This is a genomic window from Rhodosalinus sediminis (assembly GCF_003385555.1).
Lineage (GTDB): Bacteria > Pseudomonadota > Alphaproteobacteria > Rhodobacterales > Rhodobacteraceae > Rhodosalinus > Rhodosalinus sediminis.
The window spans coordinates 132,766-152,489 of sequence record NZ_QOHR01000006.1; the positions used below are offsets into that span (position 1 = coordinate 132,766).

Sequence of the window (19,724 nt, forward strand, 5' to 3'; positions counted from 1 at the left end):
CACGCTCTGGCCATGAGGGCCGGACCGGTCTAAACGGCGACGGCCCGACCTGGAGACGTCCGCGGATGACAGAGCGACGCACCGCGCGCGACATCAGCTATTACCGCTCCGCCCGCACGCGGGGCGGGCGCGCCATGATCCGCCTGATGGAGAACGCGACGGGCCGCATCGGCCTCATTCGCCGCGCGCGCGGCTACGAGCGCGAGGTCGCCGCCGGCCGCGACTTCTGGGAGGTCATGGTCGAGCGCTACGGCCTGTCGCTCGAGGTGATGCGCGGCTCGATCGAGAGCATTCCGCGCGAGGGGCCCGTGGTGGTGATCGCCAATCACCCCTACGGCATCCTCGACGGGCTGATGCTGGGCCATCTCCTGTCGGTGGTGCGGGGCGATTTCCGCATCCTCGCGCACAAGGTGTTCCGCAAGGCGGGCGACCTCGAGCGGGTGATCCTGCCGGTCAACTTCGCCGAGACCCGCGAGGCGCAGCGCGAGACGCTCGTGACCCGGCGCGCCGCGCTCGACTACCTCGCCGCGGGCGGCTGCATCGGGGTCTTTCCCGGCGGCACCGTCTCCACCGCGGCGCGGCCCTTCTCGCGCCCGATGGACCCGGGCTGGCGCAGCTTCACCGCGCGGATGATCGCGCGCTCGGGGGCGACGGTGGTGCCGCTCTATTTCGAGGGCGCCAACTCGCGCCTCTTCCAGCTCGCCAGTCACCTGCACCAGACGCTGCGCATGGGGCTGCTGATCTCGGAGTTCCGCAAGCGGGTGAACACGCCGGTGCGCGTCGCGATCGGGGCGCCGATCCCGCCCGAGGATCTGGCCGTCCATGCGGGCGACGCCCGCGCGATGATGGACTTCCTGCGCCGCAAGACCTATGAGCTGTCGCCGAAGCCGCTCGGCAGCTACGAGTACGGCTTCGAGTTCGAGGAACGGCACCGCGCCTGAGCGCGGGCGGGCGGAGCGACATGGCGGTTGGGATCTTCGACTCCGGCCTCGGCGGGCTGACGGTGCTCGACGCGGTGACGCGGCGGCTGCCGGATGTTCCGTTCGTCTATCTCGGCGACAACGCCCATGCGCCCTACGGCGTGCGCGACGCCGACGACGTCACCGACCTGACGAAGCGCGGGGTCGAGCGGCTCTGGGAGGCGGGCTGCGATCTGGTGATCCTCGCCTGCAACACCGCCTCGGCCGCCGCGCTTCGCCGCCTGCAGGAGACATGGGTGCCCACGGACAAGCGCGTGCTCGGCGTCTTCGTGCCGCTGATCGAGGCGCTGACCGAGCGGCAGTGGGGCGACAATTCCCCCCCGCGCGAGGTGGCGGTGAAGAACGTGGCGCTCTTCGCGACGCCGGCGACGGTCGCCTCCCGCGCCTTTCAGCGCGAGCTCGCCTTCCGCGCCATCGGCGTCGACGTGGAGGCGCAGGCCTGCGGCGGCGTGGTGGACGCGATTGAGGACGGCGATTTGATCCTCGCCGAGGCGCTGGTGCGCTCCCATGTCGAAGCGCTCCTGCGCAAGATGCCGCACCCGGAGGCGGCGGTGCTGGGCTGCACGCATTACCCGCTGATGGAGGAGGTCTTCCGCGCCGCGCTCGGGCCGGGGGTCGCCGTCTATTCGCAGCCCCGGATCGTCGCCGAAAGCCTCGCCGATTACCTCGCCCGGCGGCCGGAGATGCGCGGCGCGGGCGCGGCGGCGGGCTTCCTCACGACGGGCGATCCGGCGCGGGTTTCGGACCGCGCGGTGCAGTTCCTCAAGCGCGAGATCGCCTTCGATCCCGCGTGAACGAAACGACGAAAGGCGTTGCCATGACAGCGAAAGTCGCCATCCTCGGCGCCTCGGGCTACACCGGGGCGGAGCTCGTCCGGCTGATCGCCACGCACGGGCAGATGGAGATCGCCGCGCTCACCGCCGACCGCAAGGCCGGCAGCACCATGGGCGAGGTTTTTCCGCATCTGCGCCATCTCGACCTGCCGCGGCTCGCCCGGATCGAGGACGTCGATTTCGCCGGGCTCGACCTCGTGTTCTGCGCGCTGCCGCACGCCACCTCGCAACAGGTGATCGCGGGGCTGCCCCGGGGCGTGAAGGTGGTCGACCTCTCCGCCGATTTCCGCCTGCGCGATCCGGCGGATTACGAACGCTGGTACGGCAAGCCACACGCTGCGCCGGAGCTTCAGAAGGAGGCCGTCTATGGCCTGACCGAGTTCTACCGGGAGTCGATTCGCCCCGCGCGGCTCGTCGCCGGGACGGGCTGCAACGCCGCGGCCGGGCAATACGCGCTGCGCCCGCTGATCGCGGCGGGGGTGATCGACGTGGACGACATCATCCTCGATCTGAAATGCGCCGTCTCGGGCGCGGGCCGCTCGCTCAAGGAAAACCTGCTCCACGCCGAGCTTTCGGAGGGCTACCACGCCTACTCCGCCGGCGGCACGCATCGCCATCTGGGCGAGTTCGATCAGGAATTCTCGGCGCTCGCCGGGCGGGAGGTGCGCGTGCGCTTCACGCCGCACCTGATGCCGGCGAACCGCGGCATCCTCGCCACCGCCTACGTCACCGGGGCCGCGCAGGCCGTGCACGACACGCTGTCGCAGGCCTACGCGGGCGAGCGCTTCCTCGAAGTTCTACCCATAGGTGAGCTTCCCTCCACAAGGCACGTGCGGGGCTCGAATTTCTGCCATATCGGGGTGGTGGGCGACCGGCTGCCGGGGCGCGCCATGGTGGTCGCCGCGCTCGACAACCTGACCAAGGGCTCGTCCGGACAAGCTTTGCAGAACGCCAACCTGATGTTAGATATACCGGAGCATACCGGGCTCATGCTCGCGCCCTGTTTTCCGTGAGGAACACCCATGAAGGGTCTCAAGAAGAAACGCCGCATCCAGGTCATCGTCGTCGCCACGGCGGCGCTCATCATTTCCACCGGCTTCGTGGGCTACGCGATGCGTGACGGCATCAACTTCTTCCGCGCGCCGAGCGAGATCGCCGCCGAACCGCCCGCCCCGAACGAGACGTTCCGCATCGGCGGCCTCGTCGAGGAGGGCACGCTCAAGCGCGGGCAGGGGGAGACGATCCATTTCTCCGTCACCGACGGGGGCGCCTCTATTCCGGTGGTCTTCACCGGCGTGCTGCCCGATCTCTTCGAGGAGAACCAGGGCATGGTCGGCACCGGGCGTTACGTGAACGGCGTCTTCGAGGCGAGCGAGATCCTCGCCAAGCACGACGAGACCTACATGCCCAAGGAAGTGACCGACGCGCTGAAGGAACAGGGCGTCTACCGTCACAACGAGGGCGCGCCGGAAAGCTGATCCGCGCAACGCGCGCTCCGTCAGCCCGCCGTTAAGCGAGCCGCGCCACGCTCTCTCCCGCCAGCCGAGGCGGAGGAGAGAGCATGCGCAGCGTAGGCCAGATCGCCAGAGAGATCGTGGACCGCGAAGGCGGCTACGTCGACGACCCGGACGATCCGGGCGGCGCCACCAACCACGGCGTGACCATCCACACCCTGCGCCGGCTCGGCCGCGACGTGGACGGCGACGGCGCCGTGACCGAGGACGACGTGCGCGCGCTCGACCGCGACGCGGCGGTGGAGATCCTGCTGCGCCACTATTACGCCGCGCCGGGCATCGCGCGCCTGCCGGAGGCGCTGCGGCCGAGCGTCTTCGACATGTACGTGAACGCGGGCGCGGAGGCGGTGAAGATCCTGCAGCGGCTGCTCGGCGACATGGGGCTGCGCGTGGCGGTGGACGGGATCATCGGCCCCGAGACCGCCGGCGCGGCGGAGGAGGCCGCGGCGCTCGCGCCCGATCACCTCGCCGACGCCTACGCCATCGCGCGGCGCAACTTCTACTTCCGCCTCGCCGACCGCCGGCCCGAGAGCCGCAAGTACGTGCGCACCCGCGCGGGCGGCAAGGGCGGCTGGATCCGGCGGGCGGAGGCGTTCCTGTCGCCGCGCTACCACCTGACCGAGGCCGAGTTCCGCAAGCGGGTGGCGGCATGGGGCTGATCGGACGCCTGCTCGACGCGCTTTTCGGGGGCGAGCGCAACGTCATCGCGGAGACGGCCGAGGTCTTCCGCGTCAACGCCGAGGCGGAGGCGACCCGCGACGCCGAGGCGCGCGCCGCCGCGCTCGCGCAGTTCGCCGCGGAGTTCGCGCATCCCCGCCGGGGGCGCTTCGACCGGGCGGTGGACGCGCTCAACCGGCTGCCGCGCCCGGCGATGGCGCTCGGCACGCTGGCGCTCTTCGCCGCGGCGATGGCGGCGCCCGAGTGGTTCGCCGCGCGCATGGGCGCGCTCGCTCATGTGCCCGAGCCGCTCTGGTGGCTCCTCGGCGCGGTGGTGAGCTTCTATTTCGGCGCGCGCCATCAGGCCAAGGCGCAGGAGATGCAGCGCGCACTCGCCGCCGGGCTGACGCGGCGTGCGCCGCCCGCGTGGGAGGGCGCGGGGAACCCCGCGCTCGAGGAGTGGCGCGCGGCGCGGGCGCAGGGCGCGACACGGTGAACCGGCGTGCCGAATCCGATTGGCGCGCGGGCGCGGGGCGATTATATTCGGCCCATGATTACCGAACTCGGCCACTTCGCCCTCGTCCTCGCCTTCATCGTCGCGCTCGTGCAGTCGGTCGTGCCGCTCATCGGCGCGCACTACCGCTGGCCCGGATGGATCGCCGTGGGCGAACCGGCGGCGACGACGCAGCTTCTGCTGCTCGGCTTCTCCTTCGTCGCGCTGACCTGGGCCTTCGTGACCTCGGACTTCAGCCTGCAGCTCGTCACCTCGAACTCGCACTCCGACAAGCCGATGATCTACAAGATCACCGGCGTCTGGGGGAACCACGAGGGCTCGATGCTGCTCTGGGTGCTGATCCTCGCGCTCTTCGGGGCGATGGCGGCCTGGTTCGGGGGCAACCTGCCGCCGACGCTGCGGGCGCGGGTGCTGGCCGTGCAGGGGATGATCGGGGTGGCCTTCCTCGCCTTCATCCTCTTCACGTCCAACCCCTTCACGCGGCTCGCCGTGCCGCCCTTCGACGGGCAGGACCTCAACCCGCTCCTGCAGGACCCGGGGCTCGCGCTGCATCCGCCGTTCCTCTATCTCGGCTACGTCGGGCTCTCGATCTGCTTCAGCTTCGCCGTCGGCGCGCTGCTCGAGGGCCGCGTCGACGCCGCCTGGGGCCGCTGGGTGCGGCCCTGGACGCTGGCGGCCTGGGTCTTCCTGACGATCGGCATCGCCCTCGGCTCGTGGTGGGCCTATTACGAGCTCGGCTGGGGCGGCTTCTGGTTCTGGGACCCGGTCGAGAACGCCTCCTTCATGCCGTGGCTGCTGGCGGTGGCGCTCCTGCACTCGGCGATCGTGGTCGAGAAGCGCGAGGCGCTGAAGAGCTGGACGATCCTGCTCGCCATCCTCGCCTTCGGCTTCTCGCTGATCGGCACCTTCATCGTGCGCTCGGGCCTCCTGACCAGCGTGCACGCCTTCGCCAACGACCCGGAGCGCGGGGTCTTCATCCTGCTGATCCTCGCGGTCTTCATGGGCGGCGCGCTCACGCTCTTCGCGGCGCGGGCCAACGTCATGCAGGCGCGCGGCGTCTTCGGCGTGGCCAGCCGCGAGTCGGCGCTCGTGGCGAACAACGTGCTGCTCGCGGTGTCCTGCTTCGTGGTCTTCGTGGGCACGATGTGGCCGATGGTGGCCGAGATGTTCCTCGACCGGAAGCTCTCGGTCGGCGCACCCTTCTTCAACGCGGCCTTCACGCCCTTCATGGTGGCGCTCGGCCTGATCCTGCCGGTGGGCGCGATCATGCCGTGGAAACGCGCACGCATTGGCCGGGCGCTGCACACGCTCCGGTTCGGCCTCGTGCTGGCGCTTGCCATCGGCGGGCTCGCCTGGGCGATGCAGACGGGCAATTCGCTCCTCGGGCCGGTGGGGCTCTTCCTCGGCGCGTGGCTCGTGTCGGGCGCGGCGACGGACCTCTGGCTGCGCGCCGGGCGCACGCCGGATCGCCTGCGCCGCCTGCCGCGCGCCGACTGGGGCCGCGCCGTGGCGCACTCGGGCTTCGGCGTGATCATGATCGGCATCGCCGGCCTCATGGCCTGGGAGAAGGAGGACATCCGCGTCGTCCAGGAGGGCGAGAGCTGGCAGATGGCGGGCTTCACCCTGACCCTGAACGAGGTGCGCGAGCTGCCCTACAGCCCGTCCGAGGGCCGCAACTACGACTCGCTCATGGGGATCGTCACGCTCGCCCGCGACGGGCGCGAGATCGCGACGCTGCGCCCCGAGAAGCGCAACTACCCCGTCGCGCGCATGCCCACGACCGAGGCGGGCATCGACTACCGCGTGCTGCGCGACGTCTACGTCGTCCTCGGCGATCCGCAGGACAACGGCGGCTGGGCGGTGCGCACCTACCTGAAGCCGCTCGCCAACTGGATCTGGGCCGGCTCGGCGCTGATGGCGCTCGGCGGCTTCATCAGCCTGTCGGACCGGCGCTACCGGGTCGCCGCCGGCGCGCGCAAATCGGCCGCGACCCCGGCCACCGGCGGAGTGCCCGCGGAATGAGGCGCCTTGTCCTGATCCTCGCGCTGCTCGCGGCGGCGCCGCTCGCGGCGCTGCAACCGGACGAGGTGCTCGACGATCCCGCGCTCGAGGAACGCGCGCGGGAGATCTCCTCGGGCCTGCGCTGCATGGTCTGCCGGAACGAGGCGATCGACGAGTCGAACGCGCCGCTGGCGCGCGACATGCGGCTTATGGTGCGCGAGCGGCTCGTCGCCGGCGACACGGACGAGGAGGTCGTGCAGTACATCGTCGATCGCTACGGCGAATACGCGCTGCTCAATCCGCGCGCGACCGGGGCGAACTGGATCCTCTGGCTGGCCGGGCCGGGCATGCTGCTGATCGGCGGCGGGATCGCGGCGCTCTACCTGCGCTCGCGCGCCCGCGCGAAGGCCGTGGCGGACGACGATCTCTCCCCCGAAGAGGCGGCGCGGCTGCGGACGCTCCTAGAGGAGTGACCCCTTTTCTCCGCGGGCGCATGCGATAGAAGCGCAGCGGCGCAGAGGAGGGGACGCAATGCAGTATCAGACCATCACGCTCGACGTGGCCGACGACATCGCGGTGCTGCGGCTCGATCGGCCGGACGTGATGAACGCCATGAACAGCCAGATGCGCGCCGAGGTCACCCACGCGGTCGCCGCCGGCGGCGCGGAGGCGCGCGTCGTCGTGATCACCGGCAACGGCCGCGCCTTCTGTTCCGGGCAGGACCTCGGGACCGAGGGCAACGCCGCCGATCTGGACCTCGAGCGCATCCTGCGCGACGAATACGTGCCGATGCTGCGCGCGATCCGCGACTGCCCGGTGCCGGTCATCGCCGCGGTCAACGGCGCGGCGGCGGGCGCGGGCGCCAACCTCGCCCTGGCGGCGGACGTGGTGATCGCGACGGAGAGCGCCTATTTCATGCAGGCCTTCAGCCGGATCGGCCTGATCCCCGACGCGGGCGGCACCTGGGCGCTGCCGCGGCAGATGGGTCTCGCCAAGGCGATGGGCGCGGCGCTCTTCGCCGAGAAGATCAGCGCGCGGCAGGCCGACGACTGGGGCATGATCTGGGAAGCGGTGGAGGACGACGCCTTCGAGGAGCGCTGGCGCGCCCGCGCCGCGCATCTCGCCGCCGGGCCGACGCAGGCCTACAACGCCGCGCGGGAGGCCCTCCGCGGCGCCTTCGAGGCGGATTTCGAGGAGCAGCTCCTTCTCGAGGCGCGCCTTCAGGGACACTGCGGCAAGACCCGCGATTTTCAGGAAGGAGTGCTCGCCTTCCTCGAGAAGCGGCCGGCGCGCTACGAGGGCCGCTAACGCCGGCGCGTGTGGCTAGGGTGCGAGGGGCGCTGCCCCTCGCGCTCCCCGGAGTATTTTCGCCAAGATGATGGGGCAGGGCGGCCTCAACCATCATCTTGGCCCAAATACTCCGGGGGTGAATTGGCCGTCAGGCCAAGAGGGGGCAGCGCCCCCTCCCGCGGCGCCGCGCCAAGCCGCCTTACCGGTTCTCGATGTCGACGTAGTCGCGCTTCGTCTCGCCGAGGTAGAGCTGGCGCGGGCGGCCGATCTTCATCTGCGGGTCCGCGATCATCTCCTTCCACTGGCTGATCCAGCCGACGGTGCGCGAGACGGCGAAGATCGGCGTGAACATCGACATCGGGAAGCCCATCGCCTCGAGGATGATGCCGGAGTAGAAATCGACGTTCGGGAAGAGCTTCTTCTCGCGGAAATAGGGGTCCTCGAGCGCGATCTTTTCGAGTTCCTTGGCGACCTGCAGCGTCTTGTTGTTCTCGACGCCGAGCAGTTCCAGCACCTCGTCGGCGGACTGCTTCATCACCGTCGCGCGCGGGTCGAAGTTCTTGTAGACGCGGTGGCCGAAGCCCATCAGGCGGAAGGGATCGTCCTTGTCCTTCGCGCGCTCGAGGTACTCGGGGATGCGCTCGGGCGAGCCGATCTCCTTGAGCATCTCGAGGCAGGCTTGGTTCGCGCCGCCGTGCGCCGGGCCCCAGAGGCAGGCGATGCCGGCGGCGATGCAGGCGAAGGGATTGGCGCCCGAGGACGACGCCAGCCGCACCGTCGAGGTGGAGGCGTTCTGCTCGTGGTCGGCGTGCAGCGTGAAGATCCGGTCCATCGCGCGCGAGAGGATCGGGTTCACGCTGTATTCCTCCGCCGGCACGGCGAAGCACATGCGCAGGAAGTTCGAGGCGTAGTCGAGGTCGTTCCGCGGATAGACGAAGGGCTGGCCCACCGAGTACTTGTAGGCCCAGGCGGCGATGGTCGGCATCTTGGCGATGAGCCGGATCGAGGCGACCTCGCGCTGCCACGGGTCCGAGATGTCGGTGCTGTCGTGGTAGAAGGCCGACATCGCGCCCACGACGCCCACCATGATCGCCATCGGATGCGCGTCGCGGCGGAAGCCGCGGAAGAAGTTCTGCATCTGCTCGTGGAGCATCGTGTGCATGGTCACACGGCTCTCGAAGTCCTCGAGTTCCGCGGCCGAGGGCAGTTCGCCATAGAGCAACAGGTAGCACACCTCGAGGAAGTGGCTCTTCTCCGCGAGTTGGCCGATCGGGTAGCCGCGGTGCAGGAGCTCGCCCTTGTCGCCGTCGATGAAGGTGATGGTTGAGTCGCAGGAGGCCGTCGAGGTGTAGCCGGGATCGTAGGTGAAGACGCCCGCCTGCTGGTAGAGCTTGCGGATATCCACCACGTCGGGCCCGGCCGTCGGGCTGAACATCGGCAGATCGTGGCTCTCGCCGTCGATCGTCAGCTTGGCGGTCTTGGTGCTGTCAGGCATGTGCACACCCTCGTCCTCGGGCCCGGGCTCCGGGCGGTTGATCCCTCGAGACGGCCGGCGCGCCGGTCCGTTCATTCGCCGCCCGCCGCGGCCTCCTCGAGCCGCGCCAGGCTTTCGTCGCGGCCGAGCACCAGCATCATGTCGAAGACGCTCGGGCTGACCGTCCGGCCCGCGAGCGCGGCGCGCATCGGCCCCGCCAGCTTGCCGAATTTGAGGCCGTTCTCCTCCGCGGCCCGGGTCGCGACCGCTTCGAGCGCGTCGCGGGTCCAGCTAGCATTTCGCAGCTGCGGCGTCAATTCGCTCAGTATACGACGGGATACAGCGTCGAGCGCCTTGTCCGCCTTCTCGTCGCGCGCGACGGGGCGCTCGGCCAGCGCGAAATTCGCCTTTTCCAACAGGTCGATGAAGGTCTTGGCGCGTTCCTTGAGGTGCGGCATGGCCGCCGCGAGCCGCGTCCGCTGCACCGCGGAAAGAGGCGCGCGCCCGGTGACGTCGAGAAAGCCCTCGAGCTCGGCCAGAAGCGCCGCGTCGTCCATCGCGGCGATGTGGCGCCCCGAGATGCTGTCGAGCTTCTTCATGTCGAGGCGCGCGGGGGCCTTGTTGATTCCCTCGAGCGAGAAGAGCGCGCGGAGCTCCGCGTCCGAGAACACTTCGGTGTCGCCGTGGCTCCAGCCGAGGCGGGCGAGGTAGTTGCGCATCGCCGCCGCCGGATAGCCCATGTCGCGGTACTCGGTGAGCGAGACCGCGCCGTGGCGCTTCGAGAGCTTCTTGCCGTCCGGCCCGTGGATGAGCGGGATATGCCCCCAGACGGGGACGTCCCAGCCCATCGCGCGATAGATCTGCATCTGCCGCGCGGCGTTGTTCAGGTGGTCGTCGCCGCGGATGACGTGGGTCACGCCCATGTCGTGATCGTCCACCACCACGGCGAGCATGTAGACCGGCGTGCCGTCCGAGCGCAGCAGCACCATGTCGTCGAGCTGATCGTTGCCGATGGTGACGGGGCCCTGCACCGCGTCCTCGATCACCGTGGCGCCCTCGCGCGGGGCCTTCAGGCGGATCACGTACGCCGCGTCCGGATGCGTGGCCGGGTCCGCGTCGCGCCAGGGGCTGCGGTAGAGGGTGGAGCGGCCCTCGGCGCGCGCCGCCTCGCGGAAGGCGTCGATCTCCTCCTGCGTGGCGAAGCACTTGTAGGCGGCACCCTCGGCCAGCATCTGCTGCGCCACCTCGGCGTGGCGCTCGGCGCGCGCCGCCTGGCTCACCGCCTCGCCGTCGTGGTCGAGCCCGAGCCACGCCATGCCGTCGAGGATCGCCCGCGTCGCCTCCGGCGTGGAGCGCGCGCGGTCCGTGTCCTCGATCCGCAGCAGGAACCGCCCGCCGCGCCCGCACGCGAAGAGCCAGTTGAAGAGCGCGGTGCGCGCGCCCCCGATGTGCAGGAAGCCCGTGGGCGAGGGGGCGAAGCGGGTGACGACCTCGTCTGTCATGCGGCGCAGGGTCTCCTTGGGGGCGGATCGAAAGCGGCGCCTGTCTAGCCGCGGCGCCTGCCCGGGACAAGGCGCAGGCGCGGGGCCCGCGGCGCTTAACCCTGTGTTAACTGCGAGCTGATGGGAGGGGCGGGCCGGGCGGTCCGGCGGAGGCGTGGACGATGGGCGGCGGCGCGCTCGCACGGGTGTGGCTCGGCCAGCTCGGGCATCTCTTTCCGTGGGTGCCGGTGGCGCTCGCCTGCGGGATCGGGATCTACTTCGCGCTGGAGGTGGAGCCGCCGGTCGCGGCGCTCGCCGCCTGCGCGGCGGGCGCGCTCGCGCTGGGGGCGGGGGCGCTGCGCCTCGGTCCGGGCCGCGCGCCGCTTCTCTGGGCGCCCGCGCTCGTGGCGATGGGGCTCGCGCTCGCCGGCGGGCGCGCGCATCTCAAGGCCGCGCCGGTGTTGGAGTTTCGCTACTACGGCGCGGTGGAGGGGCGCGTCGTCGGCATCGACCGCTCCGCCTCGGACGCGGTGCGGCTGACGCTCGACCGCGTGGTGCTGGAACGCACCGATCCGGCGCGCCGGCCCGGGCGGGTGCGCGTCTCGCTGCACGGGGCGGAGACGCCCCGCGTGCCACCCGTCGGCGCACGCGTGATCCTGACCGCGTGGCTCTCGCCGCCGCAGGGGCCCGTGGAGCCCGGCGGCTTCGATTTCCGCCGCCACGCCTGGTTCCAGGGGCTGGGCGCGGTGGGCTACACGCGCACGCCGGTCCTGCTGCTCGCGCCGCCCGCGCCGCGCGCGCTCATGGTGACGCGGGCGCGCATGGCGCTCTCGGAACGGGTGCGCGCCGCGCTCCCGGACGAGGCCGGGGGCTTCGCCGCGGCGGTGCTCTCGGGCGACCGCTCCGGCATCGGCTTTCCCACGCTGGAGGCGCTGCGCGACGCGAACCTCGCGCATCTCCTCGCGATCTCGGGGCTGCACATGGGGCTCCTCGCGGGGGTCGTCTTCGCGACGCTCCGCCTCGCGCTCGTGATGCTGCCGCGCGCCGGGCCGCACCTGCCGGCGAAGAAGCTGGCCGCCGGCGGCGCGCTCGCCGCGGCGGCGGGGTATCTCGCGCTCTCGGGCGGCAACGTGGCGACCGAGCGGGCCTTCGTCATGTCGGCGGTCGTGCTCGTCGCCGTGATGCTGGACCGGCGCGCGCTGTCGCTGCGGGCCGTCGCGCTCGCCGCGACGATCATCCTCGTCTGGCAGCCCGAGTCGCTGCTCGGCCCCGGCTTCCAGATGTCCTTCGCCGCGACCACGGCGCTCGTCGCCGTCTTCGGGGCGCTGCGCGAGCTCGAGGCGCCGCCCCTGCCGCGCTGGACGCGCCCGGTGGCGGCGGTGGTGATCTCCTCCGCCGTCGCGGGCGCCGCGACCGCCCCCGTGGCGGCGGCGCATTTCAACCAGATCGCGCATTACGGGCTGATCGCGAACCTCGCCTCGGTGCCGCTGATGGGGACCGTCGTCATCCCGGCGGGGCTCGTCGCGGTGCTCGCCATGCCGTTCGAGCTGGAGGGCGCGCCGCTCGCGGTCATGGGGCTCGGGCTCGACTGGATCCTCAGCGTGGCGAGCTGGGCCACGGGGCTGCCGGGGGCGGTGCGCCCGGTGCCGGCGCCGCCGCACGTGGTGCTGCCGCTCCTCGCGGCGGGGGCGCTCGTCGTCGCGCTCTGGCAGGGGCGGACGCGGTGGGCCGGCCTCGCCCCGGTGGCCGCGGCGCTCGCCCTCTGGGGCGGTGCGGAGCGCCCGCCGATCCTGATCGCGCAGGGCGGCGCGCTCGTGGGCGTGATGACCGAGGAGGGCCGCGCGCTGAGCAAGCGGCGCGGCGCGGGCTTCGCGGCGCGCGTCTGGCTGGAGAACGACGGAGACGGGGCGGGCCGCGCCGCGGCGGTGGCGCGCTGGCCCGAGGACGGGCCGGTGCGCCACCTCTGGGGCAAGCGCGGCGCGGCGCGGTTCGAGGGCTGCGCGCCCGGCGAAATCGTCGTGCTGACCGAGCCTTACGCCGGGCCGCCGCAGCCCTGCGTGCTGCTCGACGGCGCGCGGCTGCGCGCCGCCGGGAGCCTCGCGCTGTATCGCTCCGACGCAGCCGTGCGGATCAAAAGCGCGACCCTCGACGCGGGCCGCCGCCTCTGGAGCCCGACGGGCGCGCGCGAGGTCTCGGCCAGCCTCGCCGCGCTGTCGCGGTAGGCGAGGCGGGGGAGGTCGGCACTTGGCGCTCTGCGGTCGCCGTGGCGCGCGGGCGGCGGCCGAAGTTCTCCGGATATTCCGGGAGAGTCTTGCGCCGCTGGTGCGGGCGCGACGTCCGAACGTCTGCCGCTGGTGCTGGTGACGACAGCGACCGTCGCCAGTCGTGTTTTCGTAACGGGGCCCCGAAACCAAGGCGGGCCTGCGCTCACCTACGATCACCCCGCGAACTCACGCCGGCCGAGCGCCCCCCGAGGCGCGGCACACCCTGCGCGCGGCCCGCGTCAGTACATGCGGATGAGCCCGACGAGGCGGCCCTGCACGCTGACGCTGCCGCGGGGCAGGACGCGGGTTTCATACGCCGGGTTCGCGGCCTCGAGCAGGATCATGTCGCCCTTGCTGCGGAAGCGCTTCAGCGTGGCCTCGTAGCCCTCGACCTGCGCGACGACGATGTCGCCCTCGCGCGCCTCGGCGGTTTCGCGGATCACCACGATGTCGCCGTCGTTGATCCCGGCCTCGATCATGGAGTCGCCCTTGACCTCGAGCGCGTAGTGCCGGCCCTGCGCCGAGAGCATCGCGCCGGGCACCGCCACCTCGGGCGCCTCGTCGGCGATGGCCTCGATCGGTTCCCCGGCCGCGATGCGGCCCAGCAGCGGCAGATCGGTCACCTCGCCCCGCGGCTCGGCCTCCGAGACCGGGCGCGCGCCCGCGGGCGGATCGGCGCGGTCGCCGTCGATCACGCGCAGCCCATCGCGCGGGGCGGCGTCGAGGTTGTCGGGCAGGCGCAGGATCTCGATCGCGCGGGCGCGGTGGGCGAGGCGGCGGATGAAGCCCCGCTCCTCCAGCGCGGTGATCAGGCGGTGAATGCCGGACTTGGAGCGCAGATCCAGCGCCGCCTTCATCTCGTCGAAGCTGGGCGGCACGCCGTCGCGCGTGACCCGGTCGTTGATGAAACGCAGAAGATCCATCTGTTTGCGGGTCAGCATCGCGGGGCACTCCGGCTGGTCACTCGCCGGTGTTCTACGCCTGTTCCCGTTTTGTGTCAAGCCCGCGCGCCGGCGGGCTCAGGGCCGGGGCAGGGGCACGTAATCCATGACCTCGCCCGCGGCGCGGGGTCCGTCGTCGGGCGGGCGCACGAGGAGCGCGTCGGCCTCCGCCAAAAGCGAGAGAAGCGCGCTGTCCTGGCTGTCGAAGGGGTCGAGCCCTGCCTCGGTCAGCCGCGCGCGCATGTAGTGCTGGCGCGGGCCGTTCGCGCCCACGCCCCGGGCGAGCGGCGCGCGGGCGCGCTGCGCGGGCGCCGCCCCGAGGCCCAGCATCTTGCGGATAACCGGGGCGACGAAGACCGTGCCGCAGACGATGGCCGAGACCGGGCTGCCCGGCAGCCCGATCATCGCCGCCTCGCCCAGACGGCCCGCCATCAGCGGCTTCCCGGGCCGCATGGCCACCTTGTAGAAGGCCGTCTCCATCCCCAATGCCTGCGCCACCGGCGCGACGAGGTCGTGATCGCCGACCGAGGCGCCGCCCACCGTCAGGATCAGGTCGGCCCCCGCGGCGAGTTCGAAGCCCGCGCGGAGCGAGGCCTCCGTGTCGCGCGCGACGGGCAGGAGACGCGCCGTCGCGCCCTCGGCCTCGAGCAGCGCCTTCAGCCCGAAGGCGTTGGAGGCGACGATCTGATCTTCGCCCGCGGCCTCGCCGGGCATCACCAGCTCGTCGCCGGTCGAGAGGATCGCGACCTCGGGCCGGCGGGTGACCTGCACCTCCGGCAGGTTCATCGCGGCGATCAGCGCGACATCCGCCGCCGAGAGCCGCCGCGGCGCCTCGAGCCGCGCGCCCCGGCTGAAATCGGCGCCGGCGGGGCGGACGTGCGGGCCGGGGCCGGGCGTGCCGGTCACGGTCATGGTGTCGCCCTCGCGCGCGGTGTCCTCCTGGATCACGACGCGGTCGGCGCCCTCGGGCATGGGCGCGCCGGTGAAGATGCGCACGGCCTCGCCCGGGCCCACCGCGCCCGGGTGGCGGCGGCCGGCCGGCGCCTCGCCCACGACGCGGAAGCGCGCGCCGGGCGCGACCTCGGCGCCGCGCAGGGCGTAGCCGTCCATCGCCGCGGCCGGAAAGGGCGGCTGATCCCGCGTGGCGACCGCATCGGCGGCGAGCACCCGGCCGGCGGCGTCGCGCAGGGCGACGCGCTCCGCCCCGAGCGGGCCGACGAGCGCGAAGAGCTGATCGAGCGCCTCCGCGACCGGGATCATTCGGCTTCGAAGCGGCCGGACTTGCCGCCGTCCTTCAGAAGCACGCGCAGCCCGCCGATCTCCATCGCGCGGTCGGCGGCCTTGAGCATGTCGTAGACCGTGAGCGCGGCGACCGAGGCCGCGGTCAGCGCCTCCATCTCGACGCCGGTGCGCCCTGTCGTCCTGACCGTCGCGGTGAGGCGCAGGCCCGGCAGATCCCGGTCCGCCTCGATATCGAGCGTCACCGAGGACAGCGGCAGCGGATGGCAGAGCGGGATGAGGTCCGCCGTGCGCTTCGCCCCCATGATCCCGGCGAGCCGCGCGACGCCTTCGACGTCGCCCTTCTTCGCCTCGCCCGCCTCCACGAGCGCGAGCGTCTCGGGCGCCATGCGGACCCAGGCGCAGGCGCGGGCGATGCGCGCGGTCTCGGCCTTTTCCGAGACGTCGACCATGCGCGCCGCGCCGCTCTCGTCGAAATGCGTGAGATCGGCCATCGCGCGCCTCACATGCCGCCGGGGGTGAGCGGGCGCGCGAGCAGGTCGCGCGTCGCCTGCGCGACGTCCGCCTCGCGCATCAGGCTCTCGCCGATGAGGAAGCAGCGCGCGCCGTAGCGCGCCAGATCGGACAGGTCGTCGGGCGTGGACAGCCCGCTTTCCGAGACGACGATCCGGTCGGGCGGCACCCGGCGGATCAGCTTGCGCGTGACGTCGAGCGAGGTCTCGAAGGTGTGCAGGTCGCGGTTGTTGATGCCGACGAGCCGCGAGGAGAGCTTCGCCGCCCGCGCGAGGTCGTCGGCGTCGTGCACCTCGATCAGCACGTCCATGCCCCAGGCCTCGGCGGCGGCCTCGATCTCCGCGGCCTGCGCGTCCGAGACGGCGGCCATGATCACGAGCACGCAGTCCGCGCCGAGCGCGCGCGCCTCGATCACCTGATAGGGATCGTAGAGGAAATCCTTGCGCAGGACGGGCAGCGAACAGGCCGCGCGGGCGTCGGTCAGATCGGATTTCTGCCCCTGAAAGCTCGGCGCGTCGGTGAGCACGGACAGGCAGGTCGCGCCGCCCGCCGCGTAGGCGGCGGCGAGCGCGGGCGGATCGAAGGGGTCGCGGATCAGCCCCTTGGAGGGGGAGGCCTTCTTGATCTCGGCGATCAGGCCGTATCCCGTCTTGGAGGCCTGAAGCAGCGCCTCGGCGAAGGGGCGCACGGCCGGCGCGGCGCGCGCCTCCTCCTCGACCTCCTCGAGCGGCTTGGCGGCCTTGCAGGCGGCGATTTCCTCGAGCTTGTAGGCGGTGATCCGGTCGAGCACGGTCTCGGTCATTGCGCGTCCTTCGTGATGCGGGCCAGCGCCTCGACCTTGCCGCGCGCCGCGCCGCTGTCGAGGCTTTCGGCGGCCATGGCGACCCCCTCGGACGCGTCCGCCGCGCGCCCCGCGACGATCAGCGCGGCGGCGGCGTTCAGCACCACCGCGTCGCGGTAGGCCGAGCGCGCGCCGTTCAGGAGATCGCGGAAGGCGCGAGCGTTCTCCTCCGGCGTGCCGCCGAGGATCGCCTCGAACGGGTGGGGGGCGAGGCCGAAGTCCTCGGGGTGGATGTCGCGCTCGGCGATGGTGCCGTCCTCCTCCAGCGCGACGAGATGGGTAGGCCCGGCGATGGAAATCTCGTCGGTGCCGTCGGCGCCGTGCACGAGCCACGCGCGCTCGGTGCCGAGGCGCTTCAGCGTCTCGGCCATGGGCCTGAGCAGCGCGGCCGAAAACGCGCCGGTGAGCTGGCGCGTGACGCCGGCGGGGTTCGTCAGCGGCCCGAGGATGTTGAAGATCGTGCGCGTGCCGAGCTCGGCGCGCACGGGGCCGACATGCGCCATCGCGGGGTGGTGCATCGGCGCCATCATGAAGCCGATGCCCGCCTCGGCGAGCGCGCGCTCCACCACCGGCGCGTGCACCATGACGTTGACGCCCATCTGCGCGAGCGCGTCCGCCGCCCCGGACTTCGAGCTGAGGTTGCGGTTGCCGTGCTTGGCCACCGGCACGCCGGCGCCCGCCACGACGAAGGCCGCCGCGGTCGAGATATTCAGCGTGCCCTTGCCGTCGCCGCCGGTGCCGACGATGTCCATCGCGCCGTGGGGCGCTGCGACGTGCTGGCACTTGGCGCGCATCACGGCGGCGGCGGCGGCGTATTCGTCGACGCTCTCGCCGCGGGTGCGCAGCGCCATGAGAAAGCCGCCCATCTGCGCCGGCGTCGCCGCGCCCTCGAAGAGCGCGCGGAAGGCCGCCTCGGCCTCGGCCACGCTGAGCGGCCCCTCGGCGGCGCGCCCGATCAGCGGTTTCAGACCGTCGCTCATGCCGCTTCGCGCGTCTCGGCGAGGAAGGCGCCGAGCATCCGCTTGCCGTGTTCGGAGGCGATGGATTCCGGGTGGAACTGCACCCCGTGGATCGGAAGGCTGCGGTGCGCGAGGCCCATGATCGTGCCGTCCCCGGTCTCGGCGGTGACGCGCAGCGCCTCGGGCAGCCCCTCGCGCGCGACGACGAGCGAGTGATAGCGCGTCGCCGTGAGCGGGGAGGGGAGCCCGGCGAAGAGCCCCGTGCCGTCGTGCGACACGCGGTCGGTCTTGCCGTGCATGATGCGCCCCGCGCCGGTGACGCGCCCGCCGAAAGCCTGCCCGATCGTCTGATGCCCGAGGCAGACGCCGAGAAGTGGCAGCCCCGCCTCCGCCGCCGCGCGCGTCAGGTCGAGGCAGATGCCCGCGCGGTCCGGGTCGCAGGGCCCGGGCGAGAGCACGATCCCCGCCGGGCGCATCGCGAGCGCCTCCGCCGGCGTCAGCGCATCGTTGCGCCGCACCGCCACGTCGGCCCCGAGCTCGCCCAGATAATGGACGAGGTTCCAGGTGAAGCTGTCGTAGTTGTCGATGAGCAGCAGCATCCGCGGGCCGTGGCCGAAGGGGTGGAGGGGCGCGCCCCGATCGCGCTATACATGCTCAGGCTTGCCGGAGAGCGTCAAGGGGGCAGGCCCCGCCCGGCGACGCTCCGGCGGAGCGGCAGACAGGCAGGACGGCAGAAAGGACGACGCGCGTGGCACGCCGCACCCTCTCGGGCTTCATCTGGGGCGCATTGGCCTTTGCGCTCGCGCTCATCGTGGTCGCCTATCTCGCCGGCCCGCCGGATCGCGTCGTCCCGGCCGAGACCGCGCAGGGCGGCGCCCCCTCGCAGGAGGCAGCGCCCGGACCGGGCGACGCGGCACCGCAGGGCGAGGCCCCCGACGAGACGGCCACCGCCCCGCCGGAGGCCGCGCCGTCGAACGCGCGCGCGGATGGCGTGGCGGACCCGGCCGAAGGCGACACGCAGGCGACCCGCGCGGATCAGGCGGCGCAGGCGGAGGAGGACGCGGGGGCCCGGGACGGCGACCGTGATCCCGCGTCCGGCGCAGCGGACGGAGGCGACGCGGGGCAGGGCGCGCCGCCCGCCGCCGAGAGCGATCCGGCGCTCCCGGAGGCGGACGGGACAGCGGCGGATCAAGCCCCGGCGGCCGAGGCGACGGACGGCGCGACAGGAGACACCGAGGCACCTTCCGCCGATCAGGCGCCGCAGGTCGCCGAGCAGAACGCGACGCAGGATCCGCCCGCCGCCGACAGCGACCCGGCGCGCCCAGCGGCGGACGGGACGGCGGCGGAACAAGCCCCGGCGGCGGAGGCGACGGACGGCGCGACAGGAGACACCGAGGCGACCGGCGCCGATCAGGCGCCGCAGACCGCCGAGCAGGACGCGACGCAAGAGGCGCCCTCCGCCGACAGCGCCCCCGCGCGCCCCGAGGCGGCAGGCGGGACGGCGACGGAGCCCGCGGCGACGGCGCCCTCCGCCGAGACCGAGCGCGCGGCCGAGGCCCGGCCCGCCGCGGGNCGCCCTCCGCCGACAGCGCCCCCGCGCGCCCCGAGGCGGCAGGCGGGACGGCGACGGAGCCCGCGGCGACGGCGCCCTCCGCCGAGACCGAGCGCGCGGCCGAGGCCCGGCCCGCCGCGGGCGCCCCGCCGGAGACGGGCTCGCGCTTCGACCGCGCGCGGGAGGACCGTCCGGCCCGGCTGCCCGAGGCGCTCGCGTCGCCGGAGGCGCCGGCGGAGGGGCCGGCGCCGCGCGCCGCGACCCCGCCGCCGGACGCCCCGGCCCTGTTGGACGAAACGGCGCGCCGCGGCCCCGCCCAGCCCGAGACCGGCGTCCCGGCCGAGACGGCCCTGCCCACCCCGCCGCAGCCCTCGGACGCCGCCGGGCTCGACGCGGTGTCGCCGGACACCGCTGGCGAGACGGGCCGTGCCGAGGCAGGCGCACCCGCGCCCGCCTCGACCGGGAGCAACCCCGCCGTGACACGCGCACCCGGCGCCGATGGGCGAGCGGCCCCGGCCGCCCCCACGCTGGAAGCAACGCCCGCGCGTCCCGACGCCGGCGCACCCGCCGCCCCCGCGCCCGAAACCGGGAAGAGCGTCGCCGCGCTCGAGCGGCCCGAGGGCGGCGCGGCGCCGCCCACGCCGCCCGCCGCCGGCGAGAGCGCGGTGCCG

18 protein-coding genes and 1 pseudogene are annotated in these 19,724 nt (G+C 73.0%); 11 read left to right on the forward strand and 8 right to left on the reverse strand.

What is annotated here, in order from left to right; genetic code table 11:
* Nucleotides 1-65: 65 nt before the first annotated feature.
* The 9 genes from DRV84_RS07360 (at nt 66) to DRV84_RS07400 (ending at nt 7,807) form a co-directional block, all read left to right on the forward strand.
* Nucleotides 66-941, forward strand: coding sequence for a lysophospholipid acyltransferase family protein (locus DRV84_RS07360; RefSeq protein WP_115979241.1), 876 nt, complete (start codon nt 66-68; stop codon nt 939-941).
* A 20-nt stretch (nt 942-961) separates the two neighbouring features.
* Nucleotides 962-1,774, forward strand: a complete 813-nt coding sequence (locus DRV84_RS07365) for a glutamate racemase (RefSeq protein WP_115979242.1) — start codon at nt 962-964, stop codon at nt 1,772-1,774.
* A 23-nt stretch (nt 1,775-1,797) separates the two neighbouring features.
* Nucleotides 1,798-2,826, forward strand: a complete 1,029-nt coding sequence (gene argC, locus DRV84_RS07370; RefSeq protein WP_115979243.1) for an N-acetyl-gamma-glutamyl-phosphate reductase — start codon at nt 1,798-1,800, stop codon at nt 2,824-2,826.
* A 9-nt stretch (nt 2,827-2,835) separates the two neighbouring features.
* Nucleotides 2,836-3,291 (forward strand): cytochrome c maturation protein CcmE, encoded by a 456-nt coding sequence (gene ccmE / locus DRV84_RS07375; RefSeq protein WP_115979244.1) that lies wholly within the window; start codon nt 2,836-2,838, stop codon nt 3,289-3,291.
* 83 nt (nt 3,292-3,374) lie between these two features.
* Nucleotides 3,375-3,986, forward strand: a complete 612-nt coding sequence (locus DRV84_RS07380) for a holin-associated N-acetylmuramidase (RefSeq protein ID WP_115979245.1) — start codon at nt 3,375-3,377, stop codon at nt 3,984-3,986.
* Nucleotides 3,977-4,480 carry a 3TM-type holin gene (locus tag DRV84_RS07385; protein ID WP_115979246.1) on the forward strand — a complete coding sequence of 168 codons (504 nt, stop codon included), beginning with the start codon at nt 3,977-3,979 and terminating at the stop codon, nt 4,478-4,480. The genes DRV84_RS07380 and DRV84_RS07385 overlap by 10 nt, the downstream gene beginning before the upstream one ends.
* Before the next feature lie 54 nt (nt 4,481-4,534).
* Entirely contained in the window at nt 4,535-6,520 is a 1,986-nt protein-coding gene (locus tag DRV84_RS07390; RefSeq protein ID WP_115979247.1) for a heme lyase CcmF/NrfE family subunit, read from the forward strand.
* Nucleotides 6,517-6,972 (forward strand): cytochrome c-type biogenesis protein, encoded by a 456-nt coding sequence (locus DRV84_RS07395; protein WP_115979248.1) that lies wholly within the window; start codon nt 6,517-6,519, stop codon nt 6,970-6,972. The genes DRV84_RS07390 and DRV84_RS07395 overlap by 4 nt, the downstream gene beginning before the upstream one ends.
* Before the next feature lie 58 nt (nt 6,973-7,030).
* Nucleotides 7,031-7,807: an enoyl-CoA hydratase-related protein gene (locus tag DRV84_RS07400; protein ID WP_115979249.1), complete on the forward strand. Its 777-nt coding sequence runs from the start codon at nt 7,031-7,033 to the stop codon at nt 7,805-7,807.
* Between the two features lie 181 nt (nt 7,808-7,988).
* Here the strand turns inward: DRV84_RS07400 and gltA are convergent, their stop codons facing one another.
* Nucleotides 7,989-9,284, reverse strand: a complete 1,296-nt coding sequence (gene gltA / locus DRV84_RS07405) for a citrate synthase (RefSeq protein ID WP_115979250.1) — start codon at nt 9,282-9,284, stop codon at nt 7,989-7,991.
* A 71-nt stretch (nt 9,285-9,355) separates the two neighbouring features.
* Nucleotides 9,356-10,765: a glutamate--tRNA ligase gene (gene gltX, locus DRV84_RS07410; protein ID WP_115979251.1), complete on the reverse strand. Its 1,410-nt coding sequence runs from the start codon at nt 10,763-10,765 to the stop codon at nt 9,356-9,358.
* A gap of 161 nt (nt 10,766-10,926) precedes the next feature.
* On the opposite strand from gltX, the gene DRV84_RS07415 reads away from it, so the two are divergent.
* Nucleotides 10,927-12,966, forward strand: coding sequence for a ComEC/Rec2 family competence protein (locus DRV84_RS07415; RefSeq protein ID WP_115979252.1), 2,040 nt, complete (start codon nt 10,927-10,929; stop codon nt 12,964-12,966).
* Between the two features lie 281 nt (nt 12,967-13,247).
* On the opposite strand, the gene lexA is transcribed toward DRV84_RS07415, so the two are convergent.
* From lexA to DRV84_RS07445, 6 genes are all read right to left on the reverse strand, one after another.
* On the reverse strand, nt 13,248-13,949 hold the full coding sequence (gene lexA / locus DRV84_RS07420) for a transcriptional repressor LexA (protein ID WP_115979253.1): 702 nt from the start codon (nt 13,947-13,949) through the stop codon (nt 13,248-13,250).
* A gap of 78 nt (nt 13,950-14,027) precedes the next feature.
* Entirely contained in the window at nt 14,028-15,209 is a 1,182-nt protein-coding gene (locus DRV84_RS07425; RefSeq protein ID WP_115979254.1) for a molybdopterin molybdotransferase MoeA, read from the reverse strand.
* Complete coding sequence (gene moaC / locus DRV84_RS07430) at nt 15,206-15,682, reverse strand: cyclic pyranopterin monophosphate synthase MoaC (protein ID WP_115979255.1); 477 nt, start codon at nt 15,680-15,682, stop codon at nt 15,206-15,208. The genes DRV84_RS07425 and moaC overlap by 4 nt, the downstream gene beginning before the upstream one ends.
* Before the next feature lie 8 nt (nt 15,683-15,690).
* Nucleotides 15,691-16,503, reverse strand: coding sequence for an indole-3-glycerol phosphate synthase TrpC (trpC, locus tag DRV84_RS07435; RefSeq protein ID WP_115979256.1), 813 nt, complete (start codon nt 16,501-16,503; stop codon nt 15,691-15,693).
* Nucleotides 16,500-17,522 (reverse strand): anthranilate phosphoribosyltransferase, encoded by a 1,023-nt coding sequence (gene trpD / locus DRV84_RS07440; RefSeq protein ID WP_115979257.1) that lies wholly within the window; start codon nt 17,520-17,522, stop codon nt 16,500-16,502. The genes trpC and trpD overlap by 4 nt, the downstream gene beginning before the upstream one ends.
* Nucleotides 17,519-18,100, reverse strand: coding sequence for an anthranilate synthase component II (locus DRV84_RS07445; RefSeq protein ID WP_115979258.1), 582 nt, complete (start codon nt 18,098-18,100; stop codon nt 17,519-17,521). The genes trpD and DRV84_RS07445 overlap by 4 nt, the downstream gene beginning before the upstream one ends.
* Before the next feature lie 1,429 nt (nt 18,101-19,529).
* On the opposite strand from DRV84_RS07445, the pseudogene DRV84_RS15855 reads away from it, so the two are divergent.
* A pseudogene (locus tag DRV84_RS15855) lies at nt 19,530-19,724 on the forward strand (hypothetical protein); the annotation flags it as partial.

What these genes read in the sequence shown, in the direction of transcription:
- DRV84_RS07360 (WP_115979241.1), top strand. Translation starts at nt 66, where the DNA reads ATGACAGAGCGACGCACCGCGCGCGACATCAGCTATTACCGCTCCGCC.
- DRV84_RS07365 (WP_115979242.1), top strand. Translation starts at nt 962, where the DNA reads ATGGCGGTTGGGATCTTCGACTCCGGCCTCGGCGGGCTGACGGTGCTC.
- argC (WP_115979243.1), top strand. Translation starts at nt 1,798, where the DNA reads ATGACAGCGAAAGTCGCCATCCTCGGCGCCTCGGGCTACACCGGGGCG.
- ccmE (WP_115979244.1), top strand. Translation starts at nt 2,836, where the DNA reads ATGAAGGGTCTCAAGAAGAAACGCCGCATCCAGGTCATCGTCGTCGCC.
- DRV84_RS07380 (WP_115979245.1), top strand. Translation starts at nt 3,375, where the DNA reads ATGCGCAGCGTAGGCCAGATCGCCAGAGAGATCGTGGACCGCGAAGGC.
- DRV84_RS07385 (WP_115979246.1), top strand. Translation starts at nt 3,977, where the DNA reads ATGGGGCTGATCGGACGCCTGCTCGACGCGCTTTTCGGGGGCGAGCGC.
- DRV84_RS07390 (WP_115979247.1), top strand. Translation starts at nt 4,535, where the DNA reads ATGATTACCGAACTCGGCCACTTCGCCCTCGTCCTCGCCTTCATCGTC.
- DRV84_RS07395 (WP_115979248.1), top strand. Translation starts at nt 6,517, where the DNA reads ATGAGGCGCCTTGTCCTGATCCTCGCGCTGCTCGCGGCGGCGCCGCTC.
- DRV84_RS07400 (WP_115979249.1), top strand. Translation starts at nt 7,031, where the DNA reads ATGCAGTATCAGACCATCACGCTCGACGTGGCCGACGACATCGCGGTG.
- gltA (WP_115979250.1), bottom strand. Translation starts at nt 9,284, where the DNA reads ATGCCTGACAGCACCAAGACCGCCAAGCTGACGATCGACGGCGAGAGC.
- gltX (WP_115979251.1), bottom strand. Translation starts at nt 10,765, where the DNA reads ATGACAGACGAGGTCGTCACCCGCTTCGCCCCCTCGCCCACGGGCTTC.
- DRV84_RS07415 (WP_115979252.1), top strand. Translation starts at nt 10,927, where the DNA reads ATGGGCGGCGGCGCGCTCGCACGGGTGTGGCTCGGCCAGCTCGGGCAT.
- lexA (WP_115979253.1), bottom strand. Translation starts at nt 13,949, where the DNA reads ATGCTGACCCGCAAACAGATGGATCTTCTGCGTTTCATCAACGACCGG.
- DRV84_RS07425 (WP_115979254.1), bottom strand. Translation starts at nt 15,209, where the DNA reads ATGATCCCGGTCGCGGAGGCGCTCGATCAGCTCTTCGCGCTCGTCGGC.
- moaC (WP_115979255.1), bottom strand. Translation starts at nt 15,682, where the DNA reads ATGGCCGATCTCACGCATTTCGACGAGAGCGGCGCGGCGCGCATGGTC.
- trpC (WP_115979256.1), bottom strand. Translation starts at nt 16,503, where the DNA reads ATGACCGAGACCGTGCTCGACCGGATCACCGCCTACAAGCTCGAGGAA.
- trpD (WP_115979257.1), bottom strand. Translation starts at nt 17,522, where the DNA reads ATGAGCGACGGTCTGAAACCGCTGATCGGGCGCGCCGCCGAGGGGCCG.
- DRV84_RS07445 (WP_115979258.1), bottom strand. Translation starts at nt 18,100, where the DNA reads ATGCTGCTGCTCATCGACAACTACGACAGCTTCACCTGGAACCTCGTC.